General features: G+C 62.4%; 9 protein-coding genes and 1 pseudogene. 6 read left to right on the top strand and 4 right to left on the bottom strand.

Going from position 1 to position 22,314, the window contains the following annotated elements:
• Positions 1 to 122: 122 nt before the first annotated feature.
• Both C4J83_RS21460 and C4J83_RS21455 read left to right on the top strand, forming a co-directional pair.
• Positions 123 to 746 (top strand): TetR/AcrR family transcriptional regulator, encoded by a 624-nt coding sequence (locus C4J83_RS21460; protein WP_106576492.1) that lies wholly within the window; start codon positions 123 to 125, stop codon positions 744 to 746.
• 93 nt (positions 747 to 839) lie between these two features.
• Positions 840 to 1,628: a substrate-binding periplasmic protein gene (locus tag C4J83_RS21455; RefSeq protein ID WP_106576493.1), complete on the top strand. Its 789-nt coding sequence runs from the start codon at positions 840 to 842 to the stop codon at positions 1,626 to 1,628.
• A 209-nt stretch (positions 1,629 to 1,837) separates the two neighbouring features.
• Here the strand turns inward: C4J83_RS21455 and C4J83_RS21450 are convergent, their stop codons facing one another.
• Entirely contained in the window at positions 1,838 to 2,389 is a 552-nt protein-coding gene (locus C4J83_RS21450; protein WP_032904207.1) for an RNA polymerase factor sigma-70, read from the bottom strand.
• A gap of 337 nt (positions 2,390 to 2,726) precedes the next feature.
• Here C4J83_RS21450 and C4J83_RS21445 point away from each other — a divergent pair, with 337 nt between their 5' ends.
• The 4 genes and pseudogenes from C4J83_RS21445 to C4J83_RS21430 all read left to right on the top strand — a co-directional run.
• Positions 2,727 to 3,479 carry a thioesterase II family protein gene (locus tag C4J83_RS21445; RefSeq protein WP_124418151.1) on the top strand — a complete coding sequence of 251 codons (753 nt, stop codon included), beginning with the start codon at positions 2,727 to 2,729 and terminating at the stop codon, positions 3,477 to 3,479.
• Positions 3,480 to 3,530: 51 nt separating this feature from the next.
• Positions 3,531 to 16,427: a non-ribosomal peptide synthetase gene (locus C4J83_RS21440; RefSeq protein WP_124418150.1), complete on the top strand. Its 12,897-nt coding sequence runs from the start codon at positions 3,531 to 3,533 to the stop codon at positions 16,425 to 16,427.
• 520 nt (positions 16,428 to 16,947) lie between these two features.
• Positions 16,948 to 17,583 carry a lytic polysaccharide monooxygenase auxiliary activity family 9 protein gene (locus C4J83_RS21435; RefSeq protein ID WP_119742343.1) on the top strand — a complete coding sequence of 212 codons (636 nt, stop codon included), beginning with the start codon at positions 16,948 to 16,950 and terminating at the stop codon, positions 17,581 to 17,583.
• Positions 17,584 to 17,623: 40 nt separating this feature from the next.
• Positions 17,624 to 18,622: pseudogene (locus C4J83_RS21430) on the top strand (chitinase); the annotation flags it as partial.
• Positions 18,623 to 18,889: 267 nt separating this feature from the next.
• Here the strand turns inward: C4J83_RS21430 and dsbG are convergent.
• Genes dsbG through dsbD form a run of 3 tightly spaced genes read right to left on the bottom strand, consistent with a single transcriptional unit; the run spans position 18,890 to position 22,199 of the window.
• Complete coding sequence (dsbG, locus tag C4J83_RS21425) at positions 18,890 to 19,651, bottom strand: thiol:disulfide interchange protein DsbG (RefSeq protein WP_106576498.1); 762 nt, start codon at positions 19,649 to 19,651, stop codon at positions 18,890 to 18,892.
• Positions 19,627 to 20,472, bottom strand: coding sequence for a TlpA disulfide reductase family protein (locus tag C4J83_RS21420; RefSeq protein WP_106576499.1), 846 nt, complete (start codon positions 20,470 to 20,472; stop codon positions 19,627 to 19,629). The genes dsbG and C4J83_RS21420 overlap by 25 nt, the downstream gene beginning before the upstream one ends.
• The gene (gene dsbD / locus C4J83_RS21415) at positions 20,472 to 22,199 is read right to left on the bottom strand and encodes a protein-disulfide reductase DsbD (RefSeq protein ID WP_124418148.1); all 1,728 of its coding nucleotides are present in this window, start codon (positions 22,197 to 22,199) and stop codon (positions 20,472 to 20,474) included. Before dsbD ends, C4J83_RS21420 begins: the two co-directional genes overlap by 1 nt.
• Positions 22,200 to 22,314 lie beyond the last annotated feature (115 nt).

Below are 22,314 nucleotides of genomic sequence, written 5' to 3'. Positions count from 1 at the left end.
GACTACCAAGCAAGCGCTTGGTTTGTAAACTCCATGCACAAGTTTTGCCCAAGCGCTTGCTTGGGTGGCGGCCACGGCCTAAATTGCCGCCCACGACGTCAGCACACGTGAAGGAGAGAGGCATGGATGAGCAAAAAGCCCTGAGGGTGATGCGCACCATGGTCGATGCCGGCCAATTGACCGACCCCGACAGTGCCCGGGGCAAATTGCTGCAAACCGCAGCTCACCTGTTTCGCAACAAAGGCTTTGAGCGTACCACCGTGCGTGACCTGGCCAGCGCGGTGGGCATTCAGTCCGGCAGCATCTTTCATCACTTCAAGAGCAAGGACGAGATCCTGCGCGCGGTGATGGAGGAAACCATCCACTACAACACTGCGTTGATGCGCGCTTCACTCGAGGAAGCGAGCAACGTGCGTGAACGCGTATTGGCGCTGATTCGTTGTGAATTGCAGTCGATCATGGGCGGCAGCGGCGAAGCCATGGCGGTGCTGGTTTATGAATGGCGTTCGCTGTCGGCCGATGGCCAGGCCCAGGTGCTGGCGCTGCGTGATGTGTACGAAGACATCTGGTTGCAGGTGCTGGGCGAGGCCAAGGCCGCCGGTTACATCAGGGGCGATGTTTTTATCACCCGGCGTTTCCTCACCGGCGCATTGTCCTGGACCACCACGTGGTTCCGCGCCCAAGGCAGCCTGACCCTGGAGCAATTGGCCGAAGAAGCCCTGCTGATGGTGCTGAAGGCCGATTGAGGCGCAAGCCATTAATTTGCCGATGGAAAGTTGTCTCACCTGACAAAAACGCCTAGCTTATCGCCATCAGAGTATTAAACGGTGTGTGCCTCAATGTTTTCGCCATGGCGGCTGGCTGCAGGACTAACTTTATGGGCACTGGGCACCGCGGGGTGGATGCCGGCTTCGGCTGCGCAATTGGTGAGGATCGGCGCCGCGCATTTTCCGCCCTACACCGTACGCCCAGAGCAGGGTGCCGACACCGGTTTACTGCCGCAACTGGTCGAGGCGCTGAACGCCTCGCAAAGCGATTACCAATTTGTACTGGTGCCGACGTCTATCCCGCGGCGCTTTCGTGATTTCGAGCAAGGCCGGGTCGACATGGCGATCTTCGAAAACCCCGACTGGGGCTGGCAGAACATTGCCCACACTGCCGTGGACATGGGACTTGAAGACGCGGAAATTTTCGTCGCCCAACGTGAGCCCGGTCGCGATCAGCGCTATTTCGCCGACCTAAACGGCAAGCGCTTGGCCGTGTTCAGCGGTTATCACTACGCCTTTGCCAACTTCAACCCCGACCCCAAGTACATGACCGAGCATTTCAACGCCACGTTGACCTATTCCCATGACAGCAACTTGCTGATGGTGGCGCGCGGGCGTGCGGACATCGCGCTGGTCACGCGTTCGTACTTGAGTGATTTCATGGTGCGCAACGCGGACATGGCCGGGCAGTTCCTGGTCTCGGAGCGGATTGACCAGGTGTACCACCACTACGCGTTGCTGCGGCCAAAGGCACCGATTACCGGGGCGGCGTTTGCCGAGATGCTCAAGCGCCTGCGTGATAACGGGCAGCTGTTGAAGATCTTCGAGCCGTATCGCATTGATGTGATGCCCGCGTCCTGAAGTCTTTTGTTGAGAGGCTGTTGTGGCGAGCAGGCTTGGTGTGGCGAGCAGGCTTGCCCTGCGTAGGGCTGCGAAGCGGCCCCACTAAAGCCACCGCAGTTTTTCAGTCAGACCGTAGTGTCTGGTTCAGGGCTGCTGCGCAGCCCAACGCGGGGCAAGCCCGCTCGCCACAACAAGCCCGCTCGCCACACCAAGCCCTTTCCCCACACTCAGACTCGCCGCGCAAACGTATCGCTGTGGCTGCCCGACACCTTGCGGCAATGCACCAGCGCATCACGAATCATGAAGTTCACCAGGGTCGGCGAGACGCCGAGTTCCTTGGCGATATCCTTTTGCGGCACGCCGTGCAGGCGATACATCTCGAACGCATAACGGGTGCGTTGGGGCAATTGCGTCAGGGCGTCGGCGATGTTTTCGAGGGTGTTGAAATTGATATGCGAGGTTTCCGGTGAAGCGCCGTGAATGACCACATTCAAGCCTTCCTCTTCGGTCCCGGAGTACTTGAGTTCCAGGGCCTGCTTGCGGTAGTGATCGATCGCCAGGTTGCGCACGATCTGGAACAGATAACTCAGTTGGGCCTTGAACGATGAGGTGATCGTCGGCGCCGATTGCAGTCTGAAGTAGGCGTCCTGAACCACGTCTTCGGCGCGCGAGCGGCAGCCGGTAATGCGTGCCGCGATCTTCACCAGAATCAAACGATTGTCGACGAATGCCTGGAGAAGCGGTGAGTCGCACCTGCCTGTGGATACTTGTTCCGTCATGGAAATCACCTTGTCGCAAAAGAGGTTAGGGGAGGGCGTCCGTGCTGAGGCCTCCTACACATCGGGCAACAAATTATGCTTAATGATAATGATTGTCAAATGAGAAGACGAACTAATCTTATGCCTCTCTGGAAGGTGTGAACCCGGTCTCGCGCTTGCCCGCAGACTAATTATTTGCCGGCACCGTCCGTTCTCATGGGTGACAGGTCCGTTAACAAACGGCCAAGGATCAGCGCCCGCAGGAGGACGACATGGGTTTGTACGGTGCATACAGCGTGTTTCAGTTTGGAGCCTTTAGCCTATCGGGCGCCCTCAGCCTGATGAGAGCGCTCAACCGATGAGTGCCGCCACCCGACTGCGCCTGTTTTGCCTGCCCTATTCGGGGGCCAGCGCCATGGTCTATGCGCGTTGGCGTCGGACTCTGCCGGAGTGGTTGCAAGTGTGCCCACTGGAATTGCCGGGGCGCGGCATGCGTATGGATGAGCCGTTGCAGCGCGACATCAAGGCCTTGGCAGCGCAGTTGGCGGATGAAATCAGCCGTGACCTGAACGGCCCGTATGCCCTGTTCGGCCACAGTCTCGGCGGCCTGGTTGCCTTCGAATTGACCCACGCCCTGCGCGAGCGCGGTGTGCCTGAGCCGCTGGCGTTGTTTGCCTCCGGCACTGCCGGCCCGGCGCGCCGTGATGTGAGTGACTACGCCATTGAAAAAACTGACCAACAACTGATCGCCCGCCTGCGCGAACTGCAGGGCACCGCTGAAGAGGCCCTGGCCAACCCCGAATTGATGCAGTTGATGCTGCCGATTCTGCGCGCCGACTTCCTGCTCTGCGGCAGCTTCACTTACGGCCAGCGCGAACCGCTGGGCATGCCGATCCACGTGTTTGGCGGCAAGCAAGACAGCGTACGCGCCGACCAGTTGCTTGGCTGGCAGGCCGACGCCGCCAGCGGCTTCTCTCTGGACATGTTCGACGGCCACCACTTCTTTCTCGTGCAGCACGAAAGCGCCGTGCTGCGTTGCCTGCGGCGCTACGCCGAGGAGCACCTCGCACGCTGGCGCAATGGCGCGGCGCGGCAGCTGGCCGCCGGCTAAGCGCTCTCTATTTCTCGATTTTCCCGTAAGCCGATTTCAGGCAGGAACCCCATGATGGACGCCTTCGAACTTCCCCGCACTCTGGTCCAGTCTCTTCAACGTCGCGCCGCGCAGACCCCGGACCAGGTGGCCCTGCGCTTCCTCGCCGACTGCGCCGAGCAAAACGTTGTGCTCAGCTACCGTGACCTGGACCAGCGCGCCCGCACGATCGCCGCCGCCTTGCAGGCCAATGTGGCGTTGGGCGAGCGCGCGGTGCTGTTGTTTCCCAGCGGCCCGGACTACGTTGCGGCGTTTTTTGGCTGCCTGTACGCCGGGGTTATCGCAGTGCCGGCGTATCCGCCAGAGTCCACGCGCCGGCATCACCAGGAGCGCTTGCTGTCGATCATCAGTGACGCCGAACCGCGCGTGCTGCTGACCATCGCCAGCCTCGGCGACGGCCTGGCGCAGATCGAAAACGCCCCCCCGGTGCTGAGCGTCGACACCCTGGAGGCACAGCTCGCCGAGCGCTGGGTCGAACCCGAACTGCACGCCGATGACATCGCCTTCCTGCAATACACCTCCGGTTCCACCGCATTGCCCAAAGGCGTGCAAGTCAGCCACGGCAACCTGGTGGCCAACGAAGTGCTGATCCGTCGTGGCTTCGGCATCGACCTCAACCCGGATGACGTGATCGTCAGCTGGCTGCCGCTGTACCACGACATGGGCCTGATCGGCGGCCTGCTGCAACCGATCTTCAGCGGCGTGCCGTGCGTGTTGATGTCGCCGGCGTACTTCCTTGGCCGGCCGCTGCGTTGGCTGGAGGCAATCAGTGAATACCGCGGCACCATCAGCGGTGGCCCGGATTTCGCCTACCGCCTGTGCAGCGAGCGGGTCAGCGAATCAGCCCTGGAGCGCCTCGACTTGAGCACCTGGCGCGTGGCCTATTCGGGCTCTGAACCGATCCGCCTCGACACCCTGGAACGCTTCGCCGAGAAGTTCGCGATGTGTGGCTTCACCCCGAACAATTTCTTCGCCTCCTACGGCCTGGCCGAGGCGACCCTGTTCGTCGCTGGCGGCACCCGCGGCCACGGTATCCCGGCCTTGTGCCTGGATGAACAGGCGTTGGCCGCCAACCGCGCCGAACCGGGGCAGGGCAACGCGATCATGAGCTGCGGCACCAGCCAGCCGGAGCACGCGGTGTTGATCGCCGACCCGCACACGCTGAGCGAACTGCCGGATAACCACGTCGGCGAACTGTGGGCCAGCGGCCCGAGCATCGCCCACGGCTACTGGCGCAACCCGCAAGCGTCGGCCAAGACGTTTGTACAGCACGCCGACCGCACCTGGCTGCGCACCGGCGACCTGGGTTTTATCCGCGAGGGCCAGGTGTACATCACCGGCCGCCTCAAAGACCTGCTGATCGTGCGCGGCCATAACCTGTACCCGCAGGACATCGAACACACCATCGAGCGCGAAGTGGAAGTGGTGCGCAAGGGCCGCGTCGCCGCTTTTGCAGTGAATGACCAGGGCCTGGAAGGCATCGGCATCGCCGCCGAAATCAGCCGCAGCGTGCAGAAAATCCTGCCGCCCGACGCGCTGATCAAAGCCATCCGCCAGGCCGTGGCCGAGGCGTATCAACAAGCCCCGAGCGTGGTGGTACTGCTCAACCCCGGCGCCTTGCCGAAGACGTCCAGCGGCAAGGTGCAGCGTTCAGCCTGCGCGATCCGCCACGCCGACGGCAGCCTCGACAGCTATGCGCAGTTCCCCGACCTGCAAGCGCACGTGAGCGATGCGGTGTTGGAATCCGAACTGCAAAGCCAGATCGGCGCAATCTGGTGCGAGCAGTTACAGGTCGCAACCGTCGCGGCGGATGACCACTTTTTCCTGCTCGGCGGTAACTCCATCACCGCCACCCAAGTGGTCGCGCGCCTGCGCGAAACCCTGGGGCTGGAGCTGAACCTGCGCATGCTGTTCGAAGCGCCGACCCTTGCGAGCTTTGCCGCAAGCGTTGCGCAATTGCAGCAGGACGGTGGCGTTGCTCAAGGCGCAATTCATGCCTTGTCGCGCCAGGACGACCTGCCGCAATCCCTGGCGCAAAACCGCCTGTGGATCACCTGGCAACTCGACCCGCAGAGCAGCGCCTACACCATCCCCGGCGCCTTGCGTTTGCGCGGCGAGTTGGACGAAGACGCCGTGCGCGCCAGCTTCCAGCACTTGATCGAGCGTCATGAAGCCCTGCGTACGCGTTTCTACGAGCGCGACGGTCAGGCCTTCCAGCGTGTGCAGGCAAGCGCCGAATTCGACCTGCAAATTATCGACCTCAGCGACCTGCCTGACGCCGAGCGCGAGGCTCGCGCGCAGCAGATCCGCGAAGACGAAGCGCGCACCCAGTTTGACCTGGAAAAAGGCCCGCTGCTGTGGGTGACCCTGGTGCGCCTGGACGATGAAGACCACCAATTGCTGGTGACGCTGCACCACATCATCGCCGACGGTTGGTCGCTGAATATTCTCATCGACGAATTCTCGCGCCTGTATGCCGCCGCGACGCAAGGCCAGACTTTGGAGCTACCGCCACTGGCCCTGCAATACGCCGACTACGGCAGCTGGCAGCGCCAATGGCTGGCTGAAGGGGAAGGTCAGCGGCAACTGGCGTACTGGAAAACCCAATTGGGCGAGGAGCATCCGAGCCTGAGCCTGGCCACCGACCATCCGCGCTCGGCGCAACAACGCCACAGCGCGTCGCGCCATAGCGTGCGCCTGGATGCCGGCCTCAGTGCAGCGATTCGCCAGGCCGCCCAAGACCACCAAGCCACCCCGTTCATGCTGCTGCTGGCGGCGTTTCAAAGCCTGCTCTACCGCTACAGCGGCCAGCGCGATATCCGCATCGGCGTGCCTAATGCCAACCGGCCGCGCCAGGAAACCCAAGGCCTGATCGGTTTCTTCATCAGCACCCTGGTGCTGCGCGCCGAGCTGGACGGGCGCCTGCCGTTCAATCAATTGTTGGCGGCCACCCGTCAGGCTGCGCTGGGCGCCCAGGCGCATCAGGACCTGCCGTTCGAGCAACTGCTGGAAGCCTTCCCCCACGCCCGCGAACAGGGCCTGTTCCAAGTCATGTTCAACCACCAGCAACGCGACCTGAGTGCCTTGCGCCGCCTGCCGGGCATGCTCGCCGATGAGTTGCCATGGCACAGCCGCGAAGCCAAGTTCGACCTGCAACTGCACAGCGAAGAAGACCGCAACGGGCGCTTGAGCCTGTCGTTCGACTACGCCGACGAATTATTCGACCGCGCAACCATTCAGCGTCTCGCCGAGCACTACATCAACGTGCTGCACGCCGTGTGCGAGCAACCGCTACAGGCCATCGGCGACTTGCAGCTGATGCAAACCGACGAACAACAGCCGTGGAGTGAAGCGCCGTGCACGCCGGCGCAGCAGTGGCTGCCCGAGCTGCTCAGCCAACACACCGCGGACAACACCGCGCTGGTCTGGCACGACGGCAACCTGACCTTCGCCCAACTGCACACCCAGGCCAACCGCCTGGCCCATTACCTGCGCGACAAGGGCGTTGGCCCGGATGTGTGCGTGGCCATCGCCGCCGAACGCTCGCCGCAACTGTTGATCGGCCTGCTGGCGATCATCAAGGCCGGTGGCGCCTATGTGCCGCTCGACCCGGATTACCCCGCCGACCGCCTGGCCTACATGCTCCAGGACAGCGGCGTACACCTGCTGTTGACCCAAACCGCACTGCTCGAGTTGCTACCGGCACCCGAAGGCGTGTGCGTGATCGCCATGGACAGCCTGCACCTCGACAGCTGGCCGACCCAGGCACCGGGTTTGCATCTGCAGGGCGACAACCTCGCCTACGTGATTTACACCTCCGGCTCCACCGGCCAACCCAAGGGCGTGGGCAATACCCATGCGGCGCTGGCCGAGCGTTTGCAGTGGATGCAAGCCACGTATCAACTCAACGACACCGATGTGCTGATGCAAAAAGCGCCGATCAGTTTCGACGTGTCGGTGTGGGAGTGCTTCTGGCCATTGATCACCGGTTGCCGCCTGGTGCTGGCCGGCCCCGGCGAGCATCGCGACCCGCACCGCATCGCGCAGTTGGTGCAGGAACACGGCGTAACCACCCTGCACTTTGTGCCGCCGCTGTTGCAGCTGTTTATCGATGAGCCGCTGGTGGCCGAATGCACCAGCTTGCGCCGCCTGTTCTCAGGCGGTGAAGCGTTGCCCGCCGAACTGCGCAACCGCGTCTTGGCGCAGTTGCCGGCGGTGCAACTGCACAACCGTTATGGCCCGACGGAAACCGCGATCAACGTCACCCACTGGCAGTGCCAGGCCGAGGACGGCGAACGCTCGCCGATTGGCCGGCCGCTGGGCAATGTGATCTGTCGCGTGCTGGACGAACACCTCAACCCATTGCCGGCCGGTGTGCCGGGCGAATTGTGCATCGGCGGCATCGGCCTGGCGCGCGGTTACCTCGGCCGCGCCGGGCTGACCGCCGAACGTTTTGTCGCCGACCCACTGGGCGAGGCGGGCGCACGCCTGTATCGCACCGGGGACCGCGTGCGCTGGAGCGCTGACGGCGTACTCGAATACCTCGGCCGGCTCGATCAGCAGGTCAAACTGCGTGGCTTTCGCGTGGAACCGGAAGAAATCGAAGCACGCCTGTTGGCCATGGACGGCATTGCCCAAGCCGTGGTGCTGGTGCGTGACCAGCAGTTAATCGGCTACTACACCGCCAGCACCGCACTGGACGAGCAGCAGGTAAAAACCGCCCTGGCCGACGAGCTGCCGGAATACATGGTGCCCGCGCAACTGATGCGTCTGGATGCGATGCCGCTGAGCCCCAGCGGCAAACTGGACCGCCGTGCATTGCCGGCGCCGGTGTGGCAAACCCGTGAACACATCGAACCCCAAACCCCATTGCAGCAGCAGATTGCGGCGATCTGGCGCGAAGTCCTCGGCCTGCCTCGCATTGGCCTGGGCGACGACTTCTTCGCCCTCGGTGGCCACTCGTTGCTGGCCACGCAAATCATCTCGCGCACCCGCCAGGCCTGCGACGTCGAGCTGCCGCTGCGCACCTTGTTCGAAGCCAGCGAGCTGGGCGCCTTTGCCGAGCAAGTCGGCCTGATCCAAGCCTCGGGCCAGCGCAACCAGCAAACCGCTATCGCCAAGGTCGACCGCAGCGCGCCGGTGCCGCTGTCCTATTCCCAGCAGCGCATGTGGTTCCTGTGGCAGATGGAGCCGGACAGCCCGGCCTACAACGTCGGCGGCATGGCGCGCCTGCGTGGCGTGCTGGACGTGGGGCGGTTCGAGGCGGCGTTGCAAGCCCTGATCATGCGTCACGAAACCTTGCGCACAACCTTCCCGAGCGTCGACGGCGTGGCCCAGCAAAAAGTCGCCAGGCAAACCGGACTGCGCATGGATTGGCAGGATTTCTCGGCGCTCAATGAAGCCGAGCGTCAGCTGCGCCTGCAACAACTGGCCGACCACGAAGCCCATACGCCTTTCAACCTGGAAACCGGGCCATTGCTGCGCGCGTGTCTGGTCAAGGCCGGCGAGCAGGAACACTACCTGGTGCTGACCCTGCACCACATCGTCACCGAAGGCTGGGCGATGGACATCTTCGCGCGTGAACTCAGCGCGCTGTACGAGGCCTTTATCGACGAGCGCGACTCGCCGCTGGCGCCGTTGCCGGTGCAGTACCTCGACTACAGCGTGTGGCAGCGCCAATGGCTGGAGTCCGGTGAGCGCCAGCGCCAACTGGACTACTGGATCGGGCAGCTTGGGCATGAGCATCCACTGCTCGAACTGCCCGGCGACCGCCCGCGTCCGCCGGTGCAAAGCCATCAGGGCGAGCTGTACCGCTTTGACCTGAGCGATGAACTGGCCGCCCGCGTGCGCGCCTTCAATGCCGAACGCGGCCTGACCCTGTTCATGACCATGACCGCCACCCTGGCCGTGTTGCTCTACCGCTACAGCGGCCAGACCGACCTGCGCATCGGCGCGCCGGTGGCCAACCGGATTCGCCCGGAAAGCGAAGGGCTGATCGGCGCGTTCCTCAACACCCAGGTGCTGCGTTGCCAGCTCGATGGGCAGATGAATGTCGCTGAATTGTTCGAGCAGGTGCGCCACACCGTGATCGAAGGCCAGTCCCATCAGGACCTGCCGTTCGATCATTTGGTGGAAGCCCTGCAACCCCCGCGTAGCGCGGCCTACAACCCACTGTTCCAGGTGATGTGCAACGTGCAGCGCTGGGAATTCCAGCAGAGCCGCCAATTGGCCGGCATGACCGTCGAGTACCTGGCCAACGATGCCCGCGCGACCAAGTTTGACCTCAACCTGGAAGTCACCGACCTCGACCATCGCCTGGGTTGCTGCCTGACCTACAGCACCGACCTGTTCGACGCGCCGCGCATTGCGCGCATGGCCGAGCATTGGTGCAACCTGCTGGAAGCGTTGATTGCCAACCCGCAACAGCGTCTCAGCGAACTGCCTCTGCTGACGGCCACCGAGCAGCGCGCGCTGCAAAACAGCTTGGGCATCGAGGCCGGTGAGCACCGCCTCGACCAGTGCATCCACCCGCTGTTCACGCAACAGGCGATTAATCGTCCCGATGCGCCCGCGCTGACCTTTGCCGGTGAAACCCTTACCTACCGCGAACTGGACGCCCGCGCCAATCGCCTGGCGTGGATGCTGCGCGAGCGCGGCGTCGGCCCACAGGTGCGCGTCGGCCTGGCGTTGCCGCGTTCTCTGGAAATGGTGATTGGCTTGTTGGCGATCCTCAAGGCCGGTGGCGCCTATGTGCCGCTGGACCCGGAATACCCGCTGGACCGCTTGCACTACATGATCGAAGACAGCGGCATCGGCCTGCTGCTCAGTGACGCGGCAATGTTCCAAGCCCTCGGTGAACTGCCGGCGACGGTGGCGTGCTGGTGCCTGGAAGATGACCTGCCGGTGCTCGCCAATTACCCGGCCGACGAGCTGCCCTTTATCAGCTTGGCGCAGCATCAGGCGTACTTGATCTACACCTCAGGTTCCACCGGCAAGCCGAAAGGCGTGGTGGTGTCCCACGGTGAAATCGCCATGCATTGCCAGGCGGTGATCGAGCGCTTTGGCATGCGTGCGGACGATTGCGAGCTGCACTTTTATTCGATTAACTTCGATGCCGCCACCGAGCGTTTGCTGGTGCCGCTGCTCAGCGGTGCGCAGGTGGTTGTGCGGGCCCAGGGCCAGTGGGATGCCGAAGAAATCTGTGCGCTGATTCGCACCCATCGCATCAATATCCTCGGCTTCACCCCAAGCTATGGCAGCCAGTTGGCGCAGTGGCTGGCGACTCAGCAGCAAACCTTGCCGGTGCGCATGTGCATCACCGGCGGCGAGGCGCTGACCGGCGAACACCTGCAGCGTATCCGCGCAGCGTTCCAGCCCGAGGTGTTTTTCAACGCCTACGGCCCGACCGAAACCGTGGTCATGCCGCTGGCCAGTCTGGCGCCCGAGCACGTGGAGGAGGGTGCTGGCAGCGTGCCGATCGGCAGCATCATTGGCGCCCGCGTGGCCTACATTCTCGACGCCGACCTGGCGCTGGTGCCGCAAGGTGCGACCGGCGAGTTGTATGTCGGCGGGGCCGGTCTGGCGCAGGGTTACCACCAGCGCCCGGGCATGACCGCAGAGCGTTTTGTCGCCGACCCTTTTGCTACGAATGGCGGGCGTTTGTACCGCACCGGCGACCTGGTGCGCCAACGCGCCGACGGCCTGGTGGAGTATCTGGGCCGTATCGACCACCAAGTGAAAATTCGCGGTTACCGCATTGAGCTGGGCGAAATCGAAACCCGCCTGCTGGAACACCAAGCGGTGCGCGAAGCGGTGGTGCTGGCACTGGATTCGCCGAGCGGCAAACAGCTGGTGGCTTACCTGGTCAGCGACGCCGACCACGCCACGCTGCGCGACGCGCTCAAGGCACACCTCAAGACGCAACTGCCGGACTACATGGTGCCAGCGCACCTGATCGTGCTGGACAGCATGCCGCTGACCGCCAACGGCAAACTCGACCGCCGCGCCTTGCCGCAACCGGACCCGGAGGCGAACCGCCAACACTACGTGGCGCCACGCAACGAACTGGAGCACACCCTGGCCGCGATCTGGTGCGCCGTGTTGAACGTGCAGCAAGTCGGCCTGGACGATAATTTCTTTGAACTGGGCGGCGACTCGATTCTGTCGATCCAGGTGGTCAGCCGTGCGCGGCAGGCCGGGATTCACTTCAGCCCGCGCGACCTGTTCCAGCACCAGACCGTGCAAACCCTGGCGGCGGTGGCCACGCGGTCCGAGCGGGTCAGCGCCGAACAAGGGGTGCTGACGGGCAGCTCCGGCCTGACGCCGATCCAGCATTGGTTCTTCGATACCGCGATGCCGAATCGTCAGCACTGGAACCAGGCGTTGCTGCTCAAACCGCTGCAACTGCTCGACCCTCATCGCCTGGAGCAAGCGCTGTTGGCGGTACTGGAACACCACGACGCCCTGCGTCTGAGCTTTACGCCGCGCGATGCCCAATGGCACGCCGAGCACATGGCCGTGCCGCAAGGTGGCGTGCTGATGCAGGCGCAAGTGCGCGATATGGCGCAGTGCACCGCGCTGTTCACCGACACCCAACGCAGCCTCGACCTCGAACACGGCCCGCTGCTGCGCGCTTTACTGGTAGATGGCCCGCAGGGTCAGCAACGCCTGCTGATCGCAATTCACCACTTGGTGGTGGATGGCGTGTCGTGGCGCGTATTGCTTGAAGACCTGCAAGCGGTCTATCGCCAACTGAGCGACGGCCAATCGGTCAGCTTGCCGGCCAAGACCAGCGCCTTGCGCGATTGGGCTGCGCGTTTGCAGGCCTATGCGAGCAGTGAATCCCTGCGTGAAGAGTTGAGCCTCTGGCAAGACCGGTTGGCCGGTCCTGCGGCGGTATTGCCGGTGGATCGCCCACACGGTTCGCTGCTCACTCGTGATGCCGACACGGTCAGCGTGCGCCTGGACGCGCAACATACCCGCCAGTTGCTGCAACAGGCGCCAAGCGCCTATCGCACTCAGGTCAACGACCTGCTGCTGACGGCCCTTGCCCGTGTGCTGTGCCGCTGGAGTGGTCACGATTGCGCGCTGATCCAGCTGGAAGGCCATGGCCGTGAAACCTTGTTTGATGACATCGACCTGACCCGCAGCGTCGGCTGGTTTACCAGTGCTTACCCACTGCGCCTGACCCCGCAAGCAGAACAGGGCGCCTCGATCAAGGCGATCAAGGAGCAACTGCGCGGCGTGCCGCACAAAGGTTTGGGCTATGGCGTGCTGCGTTACCTGGCGGACGATCTGTGCAAGCAGACCATGGCTGCACTGCCAAGCGCCGACATCACCTTCAACTACCTCGGCCAGTTCGACCAGAGCTTCGGTGCCGATGCGCTGTTCCACCCGCTGGATGAGCCCGCCGGCCTGGCGCATGACTCAGAGGCGCCGTTGCCCAATGAGTTGAGCGTCGACAGCCAGGTGTACGGCGGCGAACTGGTGCTGCGCTGGACCTTCAGCCGCGAGCGCCACGATCAACAGACCATTCGCGAACTGGCCGAGGCTTACCTGGACGAACTGCAAAGCCTGATCGCGCATTGCCTGAGCGACGCTGCCGGCGGCCTCACGCCGTCGGACTTCCCGCTGGCGCACCTGACCCAGCCACAACTCGACAGCCTGCCGGTGCCGGCCAGCGCCATCGAAGACGTGTACCCGCTGACGCCGATGCAGGAAGGCCTGCTGCTGCACACTCTGCTGGAACCCGGCACGGGCCTTTACTACATGCAGGACCGCTACCGCATCAACAGTGCGCTCGACCCGCAGCGGTTTGCCCAAGCCTGGCAGGCGGTGATCGCGCGTCACGAAGCCTTGCGCGCATCGTTCTGCTGGAACGTCGGCGAAGACATGCTGCAAGTGATCCACAAGCCGGGCAGCACGCCGATCGAGTACCTGGACTGGAGCGCCGATCCGCAAAGTGAACAGGAACCCCGTCTGCAGGCCTTGCTCAAGGCCGAGCGGGAAGCCGGTTTCGATCTGCTCAACCAGGCGCCGTTTCACCTGCGCCTGATCCGCGTCGGCGAAACGCGCTACTGGTTCATGATGAGCAACCACCACATCCTCATCGATGCCTGGTGCCGTTCGCTGCTGATGAATGACTTCTTTGAGATTTACATGGCCTTGGGCGAAGGTCGCGAAGCACAGTTGGCCACACCGCCGCGCTATCGCGATTACATTGCCTGGCTGCAACGCCAGAACCTCGCCCAGGCACGCCAGTGGTGGCAGCACAACCTGCAAGGTTTCGAGCGCACCACACCGATCCCGAGCGACCGGCCGTTCCTGCGTGAACATGCGGGCCACAGCGGCGGCATGGTGGTGGGCGACTGCTACACCCGCCTTGAGGCACGCGACGGTGCGCAACTGCGTGAACTGGCGCAGGCCCATCAACTGACCGTCAACACCTTCGCCCAGGCGGCATGGGCGTTGGTGCTGCGTCGCTTGAGTGGCGAGCGTGACGTGTTGTTCGGCGTTACCGTGGCCGGGCGCCCGGTGGACATGCCCGAGATGCAACGCACTGTCGGCCTGTTCATCAACAGCATCGCGCTGCGGGTGAAACTGCCTGAAGACGGTCAGCGCTGCAGCGTGCGCCAGTGGTTGAGCGGCTTGCTAGACAGCAACATGCAGCTGCGCGAGTACGAGTACCTGCCGCTGGTGACCATTCAGGAGCACAGCGAATTGCCCAAGGGCCAACCGCTGTTCGACAGCCTGTTCGTGTTCGAGAACGCGCCGGTGGAGGTCTCGGTGCTGGACCGCGCGCAAAGCCTGAACGCCACCTCGGACTCCGGCCGCACCCACACCAACTTCCCGTTGACCGCAGTGTGCTACCCGGGCGATGACCTCGGTTTGCACCTGTCCTACGACCAGCGTTACTTCGACGAAAGCACCGTGCAGGGCATGCTCGGCGAGTTCAAGCGCTTGCTGCTGGCGCTGGTGCAGGGCTTTCATGGCGACATGGCCGACCTGCCGCTGATCGGCGAGCAAGAGCGTGAATTCCTGCTGGAGGGGTGTAACCAGAGCGCGCATGACTACCCGCTGGAGCGCAGCTATGTCGAGCTGTTCGAGGCGCAGGTGGCCGAGCATCCGCAGCGCATCGCCGCCAGCTGCCTTGACCAGCAATGGACCTATGACGAGTTGAACCGGCGCAGTAACGGTTTGGGTCACGCGCTGATCGCAGCAGGCGTTGGCCTGGACCAGCCGGTGGCGTTGCTGGCCGAGCGTAACCTCGACCTGCTGGGCATGATCATCGGCAGCTTCAAGGCCGGCGCCGGTTACCTGCCGCTGGACCCAGGCCTGCCCAGCCAGCGCTTGAGCCGGATTATCGACTTGAGCCGTACGCCGTTGCTGGTGTGCACCGAGGCGTGCCGCGAGCAGGCGATTGAGCTGCTGGACGGTACCGACTGCCAGCTATTGGTCTGGGAGGAAGTGCCGGGGCGTGGGGAAAATCCAGGTGTCTACAGTGGCCCGGACAACCTCGCCTACGTGATCTACACGTCGGGCTCCACCGGCCTGCCCAAGGGCGTGATGGTCGAACAGCGCGGCATGCTCAATAACCAGTTGAGCAAGGTGCCTTATCTGGACCTGAGCCCGACGGATGTGATCGCCCAGACCGCTTCGCAAAGCTTCGATATTTCCGTGTGGCAGTTCCTCGCTGCGCCGCTGTTTGGCGCGCGGGTCGATATCGTGCCGAACACCCTTGCCCATGACCCGCAAGGTTTGCTGGCCCATGTACAGGCCCAGGGCATTACTGTGCTGGAAAGCGTACCGTCGCTGATCCAGGGCATGCTCGCCCAGGAACGCATGAGCCTGGACGGCCTGCGCTGGATGCTGCCGACGGGCGAAGCGATGCCGCCGGAGCTGGCGCACCAATGGTTGCTGCGTTATCCAGACATTGGCCTGGTCAACGCTTATGGCCCGGCGGAATGTTCGGATGACGTGGCGTTCTTCCGCGTCGATCTGGCGTCAACCCAAGGCACTTATTTGCCGATTGGCACCCCGACCGACAACAACCGGTTATACGTGCTCGATGGCGCACTGGAGTTGGTGCCACAGGGCGCGGTCGGCGAGCTGTGTGTGGCAGGTACCGGCGTGGGCCGTGGTTACGTCAGCGACCCGTTGCGCACGGCGCAGGTGTTTGTACCCAACCCGTTTGGCGCACCCGGCGCGCGTCTCTACCGCACCGGCGACCTGGCACGTCGGCGCAGCGATGGCGTGTTGGAATATGTGGGGCGTATCGACCACCAGGTGAAGATTCGCGGCTACCGCATCGAGCTGGGTGAAATCGAAGCGCGTCTGCATGAACAGCCGCAGGTGCGTGACGCCGCGGTGGGGGTTCAAGAGGGCGTCAACGGCAAGCACTTGGTGGGTTACCTGGTGGCGGCGGATGAAAGCCTCAACCCGAGCGATCGCCTGGACCGCATCAAGCAACGCCTGCGTGCTGAGCTGCCGGAATACATGGTGCCACTGCACTGGTTATGGCTCGAGCGCCTGCCCCTGAACGCCAACGGCAAACTCGACCGCAAGGCTTTGCCGACCCTGGAGATCGGCCAGTTGCACAGCCAGGACTACCTGGCGCCGCGCAACGCACTGGAAACCACATTGGCGGCTATCTGGGCCGAGGTGCTGAAAGTCGACAGGGTGGGCGTACAGGACAACTTCTTCGAGCTGGGTGGGCACTCGTTGTTGGCCACGCAGATTGCCTCCCGGGTGCAGAAAAGCCTGCAGCGGGATGTACCGTTGCGGGCGATGTTCGAGTGCAGCACGGTGGCGGAGTTGGCCGAGTACATCGAGGGGTTGGCGGCGAATGAAATCAGCGCCGAGAAGGTGGATCGGTTGAGTGATTTGATGGCGGAGTTGGAGGGGCTTTAAGGAAACCCGGAGCCCCTTGCGGTGAGCGTGCTGTGAGTCGAAACGAAAACGACTTTCAGCATTGCTCAACGCAGCATCCACATCGGCGCCGATAGGGGCCTTTAGCCAGGTCGCAAGTGTGTCTGCTGCCTCTCAGGATCACGCTGGCCTGCCGCATTCTTGGGTGAGTTGGGAGCATGAGTAATTGCGGCATCGACGAGGGTGCCTTGGCGCGGACACCGATCTGTCTCGCCGCCAGGCCAATGCCTCATCACATGCACACGACCATCACTTACGAGAGGGCAAAGGCGATTTTGAGCGAAAGTGTGGTTATTTGCGCCTTGATTTGTAGGAAATTGCCCTCTAGTTGCGTAGGTTATTTCCATAATACTGTTTTTATATACAGTGTTTTGGGGGGTGGTCGTCTCATCAGAAGAAAATGAGCGAGAAACGGGCCGGTGGAAAAAAAAAGCAGCTTCGTTAGTTTGAGGTTCTCTCCTTCAAGAAAGGAGAGTTCTTAATCAAATCAATGGAGTCAAAAATGAACCAACCACAAACCCAGACACCTCTTCGTCATGGTCGTGTCACGTCCCCTTCCAGCCGTGGCGCCGTCGCCGTGGATCTCGGCCTGCTGGCTACCTGGCAGGTCAATGAAATGGAAGGCGGCAAGAACTTTCCGGCACTGATTGCCGGTCCGTTCCCGGCGCCTTATCAAACCGACAGTGACAGCGTCACCCCACCAGCCGACGGCTTCATCCTCAGCGGCGGCAAGACCGATGCGCGTGACTGCGTCAACTTCACCAACGAGGAAATGGCCAAGAAACTCAACCGCGCCTTCACCTGGCCGCTGCTCAATGTCGACCCGGGTCAGACCTTCAAGGTCACCTGGGAATACACCGCGCCGCACACTACCCGTGGCTATCGCTGGCTGATCACCAAGGATGGCTGGGATCCGAAACAGCGCATCACCCGCGCACAACTGGAAACCCAGCCGTTCGCCGAAGACTTCTATACCCAGGTGCCGTACTTCAGCCATGCAGGTGAACTGAAGGCCAAGGTCAATCACGAAGTGAAACTGCCGGCCAACAAAAAGGGCAAGCATGTGATCGTGTTGATGTGGATCGTCGCCAACACCGGCAACGCGTTTTATCAAGCCTTCGACGTGGACTTCAAATAAGCCCGCGCCGTTAAACCCATACGTTCTGAAGGATTAGAACATGACCAAGATTGACTTCACCTTATTGAAATCGCCGCTGAACGATGTCGCTTCGCTGATGCCGAGCATTGCCGGCAAAAAGATCCTCATGGGCTTCTGGCACAACTGGCCTGCCGGAGCGAGCGACGGCTACCAGCGTGGCCAATTCGCCAATATGAACCTGACGGACGTGCCGAAGGATTACAACGTGGTGGCCGTGGCCTTCATGAAAGGCAACGGTATCCCGACGTTCAAACCGTACAACCTTTCCGACGCCGAGTTCCGCCGTCAGGTGGGCGTGCTAAACAGCCAGGGCAGGGTGGTACTGATTTCCCTTGGCGGCGCCGATGCACACATCGAGCTGCATAAAGGCAACGAACAGCCACTGGCCAACGAGATTATCCGCCTGGTGGAAACCTATGGCTTTGATGGCCTGGACATCGATCTTGAACAGAGCGCGATTGATTTCGCCGACAACAAGACTGTCCTGCCCGCCGCGTTGAAACTGGTCAAAGACCATTACGCCAGTGAAGGCAAACACTTCATTATCAGCATGGCGCCGGAGTTTCCTTACCTGACCGCCGCCGGCAAATACGTCGGTTACATCCAGGCGCTGGAAGGCTATTACGACTTCATTGCCCCGCAGTATTACAACCAGGGGGGCGACGGGATCTGGGTGCAGGAGGTCAACAACGGCAACGGTGCCTGGATTGCCCAGAACAACGACGCGATGAAAGAGGATTTCCTGTTTTACCTGACCGAGAGTCTGGTGAGCGGAACGCGAGGGTTTACCAAAATCCCGGCGGACAAGTTCGTCATTGGTCTGCCGGCCAACGTCGACGCAGCCGCCACCGGTTATGTGATCAACCCTGCAGCCGTGACCAATGCATTCAAGCGTTTGTACGACAAAGGGTTGCCGATCAAGGGCCTGATGACATGGTCGGTGAATTGGGACAACGGGATCAGCAAAGACCATGTGCCCTACAACTGGGAATTCAGCCGCCGTTATGGGCCGTTGATCCAAGGCACTCATCTGTCTGGCCTCGGTGAGGATGAGGCGGATCTCGACGTCGCCAATCGGCGGTAGCGCAAAGAGACATCTGGCAGACGTGCCTGATCTCAAACAGCTGTGTTTATGATCTGATCGTTGGCTTTACGAAATAGAATCCGATGCCTGTTTGGGCATCGGATTTTCTGCGTCAAGGCTCAAGTCTTCATCAGTTTTTTATGAATTTGCGTTGCTCGTTTTATGTTGCGCAGGCCTGAAACATTCTCAGGGAAACGCCGATTACTTCGGCCCCAGAATCTTCGCCAGTTTGTCCGGCGACGGCGCGCCTTGCTGTTGCTGCAACCCGCCCTTGTCATCCAGATAGAAAATCGCCGGCGTCGCCGACAATTCCAGCTCTTCCATCAACTTCATGTTGGCATCGAGCTTGGCTTCGATATCCGCCGGGATCTTGTCCAGCGCCTGCAATTTGCTGCCTTTACCGGCGGCTTCGTGTTCTTCCAGAGCTTTTTGCGGGTCTTTGGCGGCGAACAGCGCAGCCGACTTGCCCGGGCTGTCCTCACGGATAATGCCCACCATGATGTGGCGCAACTGCACCTTGCCGGCTTTTACCCACGGCCGTGCCTGTTCCCAGAACATGTTGCAGTACGGGCAGTTGGGGTCGCTGAACAGGTAGACGATACGTGGCGCGTTTTTATCGCCGTCCTGAATCCAGTTGCTGTGTTCCATCTTGGCCCAGACTTCCTTGGCCATCGGCGCGTACACCAGTTTTTCCAGGGGCGCGCTGCTCAGGTCTTTACCCTCGGCGTCGTACAGGTTGCCGGCAATCACACTTTTACCGTCGGCGGTCAGGTACAGCGCCATGCCACGGTTCTGGTACTGCGCGGCGTAGCCTGTGAGGCCGCTGGGCGCATCGAACTTGCCAAGAATCTTGGCGCCTTTGGCTTCGATCTGTTTGATCGGTGCCGGCCAGTCTTCGGCCTGGGCCAGAGTGGCCGCGAGCGTCAGCGGCAGCAGGGTCAGCAGGTGGCGGAGGCTTGGCATGTCGGTTTCCTTTCAGGGGCGGTGTCGAAGGGTTCCATGGCACGGGCCAGGCTGGCTTGGGACAGCTCACCGAGGTGGCTGTTGATCAGGCGCCCATCGGCTTGGTAGAACAGCGTGGTCGGCAAGGCCATGGAGCCCACGGCCTGGCCGAGTCGGCCGCTGGCGTCAAACAATACGTTGTCGAGGGTCAGGCCTTGGGTCGCGAGGAAGGTGCTGACGCTTTGCATGCTTTCGGCCTGGTTGACGAACAGGAAGGTCACGTCGGGGCGCTGGTGCTGGGCGCGCTCCAGTACCGGCATTTCCCGGCGGCACGGTGGGCACCAGGTGGCCCAGAGGTTGATCACCAGCGGGCCGCCTTTGTAGTCGGCCAGTTGCACCACGTCGCCATTGGCGTTGCGCAAGGTGATGTCCGGCAGTTGCGCGCCTTTGTCGTACAGGCTCAGCGATAAACTGGTCAGGCCCCAGAACACTAAGCCGGTGACCACGCCGGCGCTCAACGGTTTGCGCAGGGCAGGGCGGCGCCAGCCGTATAACAGCGCGCCGAGTACCAGTGCAATCACGCCGGGCCAGGCGAGGAAACCGCCGTCGCGCAGGTCGACCATCTGCAGGGGATCGCGGCTGTAATCGCTCCAGTACATCACGACAAAGCTGACGCGCGCGGCCAGCATGCCCAGCAGGAACAGGGTGAACAGCACCGATTCTGGGTTTTCGCCGCCACGCTTGGCCACCCGCCAGCCCACCAGGGTGGCGAGTATCAACGCGCTGATCAGCAGGATGTGATTCAGGGCGATGGCGAAGGTGCCGATGGTCAGGGTCAGCATCAGCGTGCGTCTCGGGTTTGCGTCCAGCGTTGCAGGAAGGCGGCGGCATCCACTTCGCCGGTGATGCGTTGGGCGCGGCGTTCTTCACCGTCCGGGCCGATCCACACAAAGCTCGGTGGCCCCGGCACCTTGTAGCGACCGAGCAGCTCACGGCTGGCAGCGTTATCGGCGGTGACGTCGAGGCGCAGCAGGCGCACATCTTTCAAGGCGTCCATCACCTCAGGTTGGCCGAATACCTGTTTTTCCATGATCTTGCACGACACGCACCAGTCGGCGTAGTAATCCACCAGCACCCATTTTCCCTGGGCCTTGGCACTGTCGAGCTGGGTTTGCAGCACGGCCGGGTCATTGATGGTCATGAACGCGTCATGGGCGCTCGGTGCAGCGGCAACCCGCGAGCCACCGTAGACCTTCAGCGGTTCCCAGAGGTCGTCGCTGCCACCGGCCGCGCCCACCACCAGCACTGCGCCCCACAGGCCCAGCACCAGGGAGCCGGCGCCAAACACTTTGGCCGCCAGCCCGTATTCGCGCGCCAGGCCCCAGCCGCAGTAAGCCATCACCAGGGCCAATACGCCCCACAGGCCGAGCCACAGGCTTTCGCCGACCACCGGGCGAATCATCAGCACTGCGATGCCCAGGAACAGGAAGCCGAAGACGCCCTTGAGCACGTTCATCCAGGTGCCCGGTTTCGGCAGGAAGCGGTTGCCCACCGTCACCAGCAGCAACAGCGGGATGCCAATGCCGATGCCCATGGCGAAGAGGATCAGGCCACCGTGCAACGCATTGCCGCTCTGGGCGATATACAGCAGCGCGCCGGCCAGTGGCGCAGTCATGCACGGCCCCACCAGCAAGCCGGAGAGTGCACCGAGAATGCCGGCGCCCACCAGGCTGCCACCGCTTTGCTGACGGCTGACGTTGTCCAGGCGATCACGCAGGAAGGCCGGTAATTGCAGTTCAAAGAAACCAAACATTGGCAGGGCGAGGATCACAAACAGCGCGGCGAAACTGCCAAGGATCCAAGGCGTTTGCAGCCATGCAGCGAGGTTGCCGCCGAGCAGCGCGGCCAGTACGCCCAGCGCTGCATATACCAGCGCCATGCATATCACGTAGCTGCTGGCCAGCGCGAAACCACGACGCGGGCTCGCGCCACTGCCGACCACCAGGCCTGCCAGAATCGGCAGCATCGGCAGCGAACACGGGGCAAATGCCAGCAGCAGGCCCAGACCAAAGAACACCAGCAGGCTCCAGCCCAGGCTGCGCTGTTGCAGGCCGCTGGCCAGGCTCTGGTCCTGGGCTTGTGCGGTGGCGGCGACGGCGGGGTTGCCGCCCAGGTCCACGGTGATCGACTGTGGCGGGTAGCACAGGCCGGCATCGGCACAACCCTGCCAGCCGAGCTTGACCTGGCCGGTGGCGCCGGCCGGAATCTTCACTTCCAGGCCCTGGCGATACACTTGCTGTTCGCCAAAGAACTCGTCGCTGTGGGCTTCGCCCTGCGGTAACGCCGGTTTGTCGGCCAGGCCGTCGAACTTCATGCGTTGCTGGTACAGGTAGTAACCGTCGGCAATCTGCCAATACAGCTGGGTCTCGCCAGACTCCAGGCGTTCGGAGGTAAAGGTGAAGGCTTTGCCCACCGGGAGGAAATCGGGTTTGCTTTCAAAAGGGTTGCCCGGCGCGGCCTGGGCGAATCCCGCGAACATTACCAGTAGAAAGGTAAACAGATGCCGCATGGTCAAGCCTTAGTTTGGTGCAAGTTAGGGACACAATGTGTGGCGTTGATTAACCGATGATTAACCGGGGGCTATTCTAAAGTGAAGGGCGTGTCTGAGCGCGCCTCTTTTCACG

This window comes from Pseudomonas sp. LBUM920 (genome assembly GCF_003852315.1).
Lineage (GTDB): Bacteria > Pseudomonadota > Gammaproteobacteria > Pseudomonadales > Pseudomonadaceae > Aquipseudomonas.
This window is presented reverse-complemented; position numbering and strand designations above follow the sequence as displayed.

What these genes read in the sequence shown, in the direction of transcription:
- C4J83_RS21460 (WP_106576492.1), top strand. Translation starts at nt 123, where the DNA reads ATGGATGAGCAAAAAGCCCTGAGGGTGATGCGCACCATGGTCGATGCC.
- C4J83_RS21455 (WP_106576493.1), top strand. Translation starts at nt 840, where the DNA reads ATGTTTTCGCCATGGCGGCTGGCTGCAGGACTAACTTTATGGGCACTG.
- C4J83_RS21450 (WP_032904207.1), bottom strand. Translation starts at nt 2,389, where the DNA reads ATGACGGAACAAGTATCCACAGGCAGGTGCGACTCACCGCTTCTCCAG.
- C4J83_RS21445 (WP_124418151.1), top strand. Translation starts at nt 2,727, where the DNA reads ATGAGTGCCGCCACCCGACTGCGCCTGTTTTGCCTGCCCTATTCGGGG.
- C4J83_RS21440 (WP_124418150.1), top strand. Translation starts at nt 3,531, where the DNA reads ATGATGGACGCCTTCGAACTTCCCCGCACTCTGGTCCAGTCTCTTCAA.
- C4J83_RS21435 (WP_119742343.1), top strand. Translation starts at nt 16,948, where the DNA reads ATGAACCAACCACAAACCCAGACACCTCTTCGTCATGGTCGTGTCACG.
- dsbG (WP_106576498.1), bottom strand. Translation starts at nt 19,651, where the DNA reads ATGCCAAGCCTCCGCCACCTGCTGACCCTGCTGCCGCTGACGCTCGCG.
- C4J83_RS21420 (WP_106576499.1), bottom strand. Translation starts at nt 20,472, where the DNA reads ATGCTGACCCTGACCATCGGCACCTTCGCCATCGCCCTGAATCACATC.
- dsbD (WP_124418148.1), bottom strand. Translation starts at nt 22,199, where the DNA reads ATGCGGCATCTGTTTACCTTTCTACTGGTAATGTTCGCGGGATTCGCC.